Here is a 7,361-nt window from a genome sequence, read left to right as displayed (position 1 = left end):
CATGCGCGGCCGCGACCTCGGACGGGTTCCCGCCGCCAACACCGGGGAATGACCAACATCAACTGAGAACACGAGGTCCACTTTTCATCTGCTGCCCGTGGTCCACGATTCAGCCGTTACCGACAGGCCGGACGGAGGTGGTGCAGACCCAGTCGGCCGTATGGGTGAGGGAACTGCCTGTGTGATTCTGCCGGTTGATTGTGGAGTGTCACTGTGGGGTCGTCTCGCAAGGACGTGGACGCCTCCCAGGCCCGCTAAAAGCACGGGTGGCATCCGGAACCGACCTCCAATCGGTGCCAGCGAAGCCTCCAGGATGTGCCGTCCTGGAGGCGTTCGTATGCCTGGCCCCGAGGGGAGGTAGGCGTCCCCACGGCAACTCGACCGAGGTCGTTGCGAAGCGCAGTCAGGGGACTCAGCACCTGATCCATACCGACCAACCTGGGCCAACCCGGAGCCAGTACAGAGGACGACTACCTCTGACCGGCTCCGAGCGGCCCCGGTCGAATCGGGGTCGAATCAGAGCGTTTTCTCTGGCTGCCCCAGATCGCCTCTGCAACCCGTCCTAGCAGGTCACAATCGTTTCGACCTTCATAAGCCCAGGTCAGAGGGGTGCGCCGAAATTACCAGCGGAAACAGCCTTGAAGGGGCGGCCTGACCGACGGAGCCCACACACACGGCGACCACTGCGGCCACCGGTCACCCGACCCTGCCCACGCCACGCTCTATGTAGGGCCCACAGGCAGCTCGCCATCACTACGACCAGCCAGGCCCCGTACCGGATTCACGTGCGTCGGCCCTGGGCGGGCCGACGCACGGCGTGAGGTGCCTACGCGGCTCCGTCCCGCGGTCCGCCGTTTCGCAGGACGAAGTTACGGACCGTGCTCGCGAACAGCTCGGGCTCCTCGATGTGCCCCATGTGGCCGCTGTTCTCCAGCACCAGCAGCTGCGAGTCAGGGATCAGCTCGTCGAGTTCGTGCGCCCAGCGAGGCCCGCAGATCACGTCGTGCCGGCCCACAACGACCAGAGCCGGTACCTCCAGTCCCTTGAGAGCGGCGCGGTCGTCGATGACATCGGGTACGAGGTCCTCGTCCAGGCCCGAGATGTACGTGGCCTGGATCGCGTTCCGGAACGGTGCCAGGCGCTCCTCGTTGCCCCAGTAGTCGGCGAAGTACGACGGCAGCACACCGCGGGCGACTGCCACGGTCTGCTCGTCGCTGGAGATGGTGGACATTGCGCCGAACGCGGCCAGCACATCGGGCAGTCCGGGATGGCCCGCGTTCTGCGCGGCGAATGCCTCCACCATGCGGCCCGCCTCCGCGCCGTGTTCGGGACCGGTTACGGGTGCGCCTTCGTACAGCACGACGCCCGCCACCTGCTCGGGACGGTGCAAGGCGTGGTAGGCGGCCACGAAGGCGCCATGCGAATGCCCCAGCAGGTGCACCTTGGGCACGCCGAGCCTGTTGATCAGCACCTGCAGGAAACGGCTGTACCTCTCCCGGGTGTAACCGTGCGGGTGCGAGGGGAGACGGCTGTCCTCGGCGGTGCCGATGGGCTCGACGTAGACCATCGTCAGGTGCTTCTCGAGGGCGGGCATGCGCAGGTAGTCCCAGGAGATGCCGGGACCGCCGGAGTGCGCCACGCACACTGGGCCGCTGCCGTGGACGTGGTACCGCTGCACGATTCCGCCCCTCGCGTAGGAGTGGGTTCCGGGGGAGAGGGGGTCGTTGTGTGCGGTGGATGTGTTCATCGGGATCTCCGTAGGGTCCGCAGGTGTCAGTGACACCGACAAGACGCTCCGGAATCCGAGAAGTCTTATCGCCGGAATGTGATCTGGGTCATGCTGTCGGGGTGCTGTGCCCGGGCCCGGGACTCAGGCTGCGACAGGAGAGGGCGCGGCCTTGGGGCGTGATGCGTGGTACAGGGAGACCCGGTCGAAGCGGCCGCCGTCCAGCGACATGATCCAGGCGACTCCGGGCGGGCAGTGGTCCGGGTCGTCGGGCGGGTTGACCAGTTCCATCTCCCAGACGACGAGGGAGCGGCCGGCCACCACATGCAGGGGGCGCTGGCGCACCCCCGCCGAGAGGTCCCAGTCCATTCCTGCCCGCAGGAGGTCGGCTCCGCCGAGCCGCTGGCCTCCGGTCAGCAGCGAGACCTCGGGGGAGTAGCGGTCCCTGACCACCTTGCCGAAGTCGCCGCGTTCGGCGGCCGCGAGTGTTTCGCGCACCTCCTGCCAGCTGGCTTCGGTACGACGTGTCACGTCCTCGTGCGCTGAGGCCGCGGTGGCGGTAAGGGTCTGGGCGAGGGCGTTGCGTGCCTGGCTCAGCCGACTTCGCACGGTGCTGACGGGAACCGAGCAGGCTTCGGCTATCTGCTGGTAGGAGGTGATCCCAGTGGAGAAATAGCGCAGGACGATCGGCAGGCGCAGCGTCGGGGACAACGCCTCGACGGCCTCCCAGATCCAGTCCCGCAGCGCATGGGTCTGCAGGATCTGCTCGGGCGTACCGCCGTCTGATGGCAGCGGCACGGACTCCATGGGCTCGACACGTTGCGATGCACGCAGCAGCGTCCGGCAGCTGTTGCGTACGACCATGCGCAGCCATGCCCCCACGGCTTCCGGATCGCGTACGTCCACGATCCGGCGCAGCGCCACCAGCGCCGCTTCCTGCATGACGTCGTCCACGTCCGGGCCCGGCCCCAGCAGGCTGAGCGCCACGGCACGCATCCCGGGTCGGTGCCGCTCCAGCAGTAGGGCGAGCGCCGATACGTCGCCCGCCTGCGCGGCCCGTGTCAGTGCCGCGTCCTCCGCCGGCCCGGTGTCTCCCGGTATCCCGCTCATACCTTGTGTCCTCCCGGCCACGACACGTGTCTTCTTTCGACTCTAACCGCTCCGGAGGGCTCGGGCTCAGTACCAGTGGTTGGCCTGCCAGAACGCCCAAGCGCCGCAGGGGCTGTCATAGGTGCTGTTCATGTAGTTGAGGCCCCACTTGATCTGGGTGGCCGGGTTGGTCTGCCAGTCGTCGCCGACGGAGGACATCTTGGAGCCGGGCAGTGCCTGGAAGAGGCCGTACGCACCGGAAGTGGCGTTGACCGCCGTGTAGTTCCAGCTGGACTCGTGGTCCACGATGTTGCCGAAGCACTGGAACTGGTCGCCGGGCACCATCTGCGCGGCCATCGCCTGAATCTGCGCGACGGTGTAGGAGCTCAGGACGGGGAAGCCGGAGGCATTCCGGGAAGCCGATGCCTTGGCCTCGGCGCGCTCCTTGGCCTCCTGTTCCGCCTGTTCGGCGTCCTGTTTCTTCTCGATCGCGGACTTGGCGGCCGCCTCGCGAGCCGCCTCCTCGGCGTCCTTCTTGGCGCCGGCGTCCGCGGCGATGGCCTGGACATCGGCCTGCCGCGTCAGGGACGCGGTTTGCACCTGGGCCTGGTGACCTGCCGGTATGCCCGCGAGGAGCGTGGCGTCGGCTGCCGTCGCCACAGCGTCGTTGTTCTGCGCGGCGCTGCCCGAGGCGACACCGACGACGCTGCCGACAGCGGTGACCGCGGTGGCAGAGGCCACCGCCAATCCCCGGACCGAAATCGGGCTCACACGTTTTCCTTCCGGTTCGTCCGTAGGCGCGTGCGGCGACTGTTGGACGGTGCACTTGTGAAGCAGGTGTGAATGCTCACACCGGTCGAAGCCCTGACGCCCGGGCTTCGGTCAGCTGTGGTGGGTGAAGCGGCCGCCCCTACATCGGGGGAGGATGATCAGGACGACCGCCCCGTCCTGCGGCCAGGTCAGCCAATCAAAACCCTGACCACAGGTGTTCCTCTCTGTGACAACGGGTTTCGAGCTGTGGCAGGTTCACGGATTGGACGAGTCAATTGCGCCGGACGTCTCCGGCTCCTCTGCCGACCGGTTCACCCAAAGACGACCGCCGACCGGGCAGAGTGCGGATGACGAACGACCTTACGGCGATGCCCACTCGAGGATTGTTTCCGGAAGCCGCGCGGCTCCGGCGGCGCGTGGAGTTCCTCGCCGCCGAGCCGCGCAGTCGACTTCGACTGGGGGCATCTCGGGCGATGCAGCGCAGCCGAAGCGTACGTCCATGACGAACTGACCACCGCGGGCTGGCTGGTGGGAGCGGCGACCGTTCGACGCGCGATGGCAGATCGGCTCGACGGACCGGCACGGTCATCGGGCACTCGCCCTCAAACCGCGGCTCCACCGGCGCCTGCGCGGCGCATTGGGACGCAGCGACCACGCGCCGCGGGATCCCCGCGCTGATGCTCACGGACACCGCGAACTCCCGTAATCCGCACTACCACCGGTCGACGGATCTGCCGAGGACGCTCGACTATGAGCGTCTGGCCACGGTCACCGCGGCCACCGCCGTGACCGCCGTCTCGTGGTCCGATGCCCGATGTACGGTGTGAACATGTTCCCGGCATGCGACCGCTGCCGATGCCGGTCTTGATGTTGGCTCACACCTTTCTATGGCAGCATGTTTGCGTACTAGGGCGACACGTATGTCGTAGCGGCGCTCTTCCGGAGGCTCCATGTCCGCACTGCCCGAACCCGCCGCCCCGTCGACGAGCCTCACCCTTTCTCTCGGCGAGAACCCGGTGGCCGTTCTGGAGGCCGCCGTCTGGGCCATGGCCGCGCTCGTGAGCACCCAGCGGCAGGCGCTGTCGGCGCCCCTCACGGACGTGCTCGCGGGCGATCCGGAGCGCACCGCGGTCCTGGAGAGCCTGGGCCTGGTCCACCGGGGTCCCGACGGATTCGTCGTCCACTCTTCGCTGGATCAGGTCGACGCGGCGACAGCGCGCAGCGCGGTGGAGGCGAAGCTCAGCTCGCTGCGGCAGGCCGTCTCGGCCGCCGTCTCCGACGTGGCCGGTACACCGCAGGGTGGTTGGGGAGCGCAGCCCGACGAGGTGCTGCTCAGCCAGGGACGGGCCTCCGCCGCGACCGGCCGCGCACTCGCCGCGGAGATCGTTCCTCGGCTTGCCGGGTGCGCCGACCGGCTGGCAGCCGCGGGCAGCCGCATTCTCGACGCGGGCACCGGCGTCGGTGGGCTGGCCTTGGCGCTGGCTGGGGGCTTCCCCATGGCGCGGGTGGAGGGCATCGACGTACTGGAGCGGGCGCTGGGTCTGGCGCGGGCGGAGCTGACCGCCGCGGATCCGGCGGTGGCCGCCCGGGTGTCCCTGCGCCGGCAGGACGCGGTGGACGTGTCGGAAACCGACACCTACCAACTGATCTGGCTGCCGGCGCCGTTCCTGCCGGAAGAGGCGCTACGGGCCGCTCTGCCCCGGCTCGTCGAGGCCCTGGAACCGGGGGCGTGGCTGGTGGCGGGGACCAATCCCGTCGCCGAGGACGCGCTGCGCCGCTCCGTCGGGCGGTGGACCGCGGTGCTCGGGGGCGGCAACTCCTTCGACGTGGAACGCATGAGTGAGGAGCTCGACGCGCTCGGGCTGGGGGAGACGAAGACGTTTCCCACGGTTCCGGGCGGCCCCGTACTGGTAGCGGCCCGGCGCCCCGAGTGCTGAGTCGTTCACCCCGAGGGCTTGGCACCTCCTGTCCCGCGATGTGAGCCGGGCGCGGGACGCTGTCGGCGTTCGGCGAGCCTTCTTCAGGGGCCCTGGAGCAGGTCCGCGCTGGCGGCCTCCCAGTCGATCTCGGCGAGCTCGCGACCGGAGGGAACGAGCTCATAGGTGTCCTCCAGCCACTCCTCCAGCGGGGGCACGGGCAGCTCGAACAAGGCCGCCATGTCCCTGGAGGCCAGCTGAAGCCACGCGGTGGCCCCGTCCTCGGAGTGCGCCGGCCACATCCGGACGTCACCGAGGCCGCTCACCGAGTACAGCCCCTGGCGAAGGAGGTCGCGGCCGATCCGCCACAGGACACGCGGGCCGCCCTCGATGAGAAGCTCCACGGACACGAAGAGAGGGTTCCTCGGATCGAACCGGAACTCCGCCCTGATCGTCTGCCGCGCGGCGACGTCCAGCACACGCTGGACGTCCAGGATCAGCTCAGGACGGGCGTGCGGCGCCAAGCGGGCCCGTACACCTGGTTGATTGCTGCTCATGGCAGGTGGATCCTTCCCCGTGACGAAAGCTGGCCCGACCTACCCTCGTCGCTGCGGGAGCGTCGTACATAAGTCACTTGACCGGCCAACCTCACCGACTTCGACGGTGAGTCGGGGGGACGGACATCTGTCAGATGGTCACCGGTCCGTATCGGCGTGCCCTTTCCGGGAGGCCCTCCCGGGGGCGCTCGGTTCCTGAGGGCGCTGCGGGCCGTCAACATTAAGTCATTCGACTGTCGCCCACGACCTGGGCCTGAACGATCCTGAAACTGTCGCCCGCATGCCAGAGCCGGGTGATCGTCATGCTCGGAGGGGCCAGCCGTGAATCACACTCCCGTCGTCTTCATCCATGGCACCTGGCTGCACGCGCTGTCCTGGGAGTCATGGGCGGAGCGCTTCGTCAGCCGGGGGTTTCTCGCCTTTACGCCCGGATGGCCGGAGGAGGCGGCCACCGTCCCGGAGGTGCGCAAGTCTTCCGAGAGGCTCGTCGGCACTGGCCTGGACATGCTGACGGACCACTACGCAGAAATCGTGCGTTCATTCGAAACCGCGCCGGTGATCGTCGGCCACTCGATCGGTGGCCTCATCGCGCAGCATCTCATCGGCGCCAACATCGGCCGGGCCGCGGTGGCCATCGCACCCGCCCCGATCAACGACATCCTGCTGCCCGACTCCGCGGCCCGGTTGTGGACCCCCGGCCCGGCGCACGCCGCTGAACCGGAACAGCTGCTCTCCCTGTCTCCGGAGCAGTTTCGCCATGCCTTCGCGAACACCGTCGCGGCGGAGGAGTCCGACCGGCTCTTCGAGCGCTATGTGATGCCGACGTCCCGCCGTCTGCTCGCCGACCTCGGGCACGCCGGTGCGGTACGCAGCCCCCGTGCCGTAGTAGATGTCGGCAACGCGGACCGCGGCCCGCTCCTGCTGATCTCCGGGCAGGAGGACCTGCTGGTGCCCGATTCCGTCACGCGCGCGGTGTACAAGCAGTACGGCGACTCCACCGCCGTGACCGACCTCAAGCAGTTCGCGGATCGCGCGCACTCCCTGGTCATTGACAGCGGTTGGAGATTCGTCGCTGACTACGTGCTCGGCTGGCTGGGCGAACATGGCTTGCGCGCCTACGCCGCGTAACGGCTCAGCCCGCCGCCGTCACACGTTCTGGTCGCCGGGGATCTTGCCCAGTGCGTCGCGGAGGGCGGCGCGTGCGGTGATGCCGAGTTTGGGGAAGACGCGGTAGAGGTGTGAGCTGACGGTGCGGGGGGAGAGGTGCATGCGTTCGCCGATTTCTTTGTTGGTGAGGCCGCT

Annotated in this window: 8 protein-coding genes; 3 read left to right on the top strand and 5 right to left on the bottom strand. The window is 68.5% G+C overall.

The window, feature by feature from the left end; genetic code table 11:
• Positions 1-826: 826 nt before the first annotated feature.
• The 3 genes from ACTWQO_RS48150 to ACTWQO_RS48140 all read right to left on the bottom strand — a co-directional run bounded on the left by ACTWQO_RS48150 (position 827) and on the right by ACTWQO_RS48140 (position 3,586).
• The gene (locus ACTWQO_RS48150; protein ID WP_443243753.1) at positions 827-1,747 is read right to left on the bottom strand and encodes an alpha/beta fold hydrolase; all 921 of its coding nucleotides are present in this window, start codon (positions 1,745-1,747) and stop codon (positions 827-829) included.
• Between the two features lie 123 nt (positions 1,748-1,870).
• Positions 1,871-2,836, bottom strand: coding sequence for an RNA polymerase sigma factor (locus ACTWQO_RS48145; RefSeq protein ID WP_443243752.1), 966 nt, complete (start codon positions 2,834-2,836; stop codon positions 1,871-1,873).
• A gap of 66 nt (positions 2,837-2,902) precedes the next feature.
• Entirely contained in the window at positions 2,903-3,586 is a 684-nt protein-coding gene (locus ACTWQO_RS48140) for a transglycosylase SLT domain-containing protein (RefSeq protein ID WP_443243751.1), read from the bottom strand.
• Positions 3,587-4,263: 677 nt separating this feature from the next.
• Between ACTWQO_RS48140 and ACTWQO_RS48135 the strand changes: the two genes are divergently transcribed.
• Entirely contained in the window at positions 4,264-4,413 is a 150-nt protein-coding gene (locus ACTWQO_RS48135) for a hypothetical protein (protein WP_443243750.1), read from the top strand.
• A gap of 123 nt (positions 4,414-4,536) precedes the next feature.
• Positions 4,537-5,523 (top strand): class I SAM-dependent methyltransferase, encoded by a 987-nt coding sequence (locus ACTWQO_RS48130; protein ID WP_443243749.1) that lies wholly within the window; start codon positions 4,537-4,539, stop codon positions 5,521-5,523.
• 83 nt (positions 5,524-5,606) lie between these two features.
• Here ACTWQO_RS48130 and ACTWQO_RS48125 read toward each other — a convergent pair whose 3' ends face one another.
• Positions 5,607-6,059, bottom strand: a complete 453-nt coding sequence (locus ACTWQO_RS48125; protein ID WP_443243748.1) for an SsgA family sporulation/cell division regulator — start codon at positions 6,057-6,059, stop codon at positions 5,607-5,609.
• A 321-nt stretch (positions 6,060-6,380) separates the two neighbouring features.
• On the opposite strand from ACTWQO_RS48125, the gene ACTWQO_RS48120 reads away from it, so the two are divergent.
• Positions 6,381-7,187 (top strand): alpha/beta hydrolase, encoded by an 807-nt coding sequence (locus ACTWQO_RS48120; protein WP_443243747.1) that lies wholly within the window; start codon positions 6,381-6,383, stop codon positions 7,185-7,187.
• A gap of 18 nt (positions 7,188-7,205) precedes the next feature.
• Here the strand turns inward: ACTWQO_RS48120 and ACTWQO_RS48115 are convergent.
• The coding region (locus ACTWQO_RS48115; protein ID WP_443243754.1) for a helix-turn-helix domain-containing protein at positions 7,206-7,361 on the bottom strand (156 nt) is incomplete at its 5' end.

The organism is Streptomyces sp. 4N124, from assembly GCF_052245395.1.
Classification (GTDB): Bacteria; Actinomycetota; Actinomycetes; order Streptomycetales; family Streptomycetaceae; genus Streptomyces.
The sequence above is the reverse complement of the archived record's forward strand: the minus strand, read 5'-3'. Positions and strand labels throughout refer to the sequence as shown.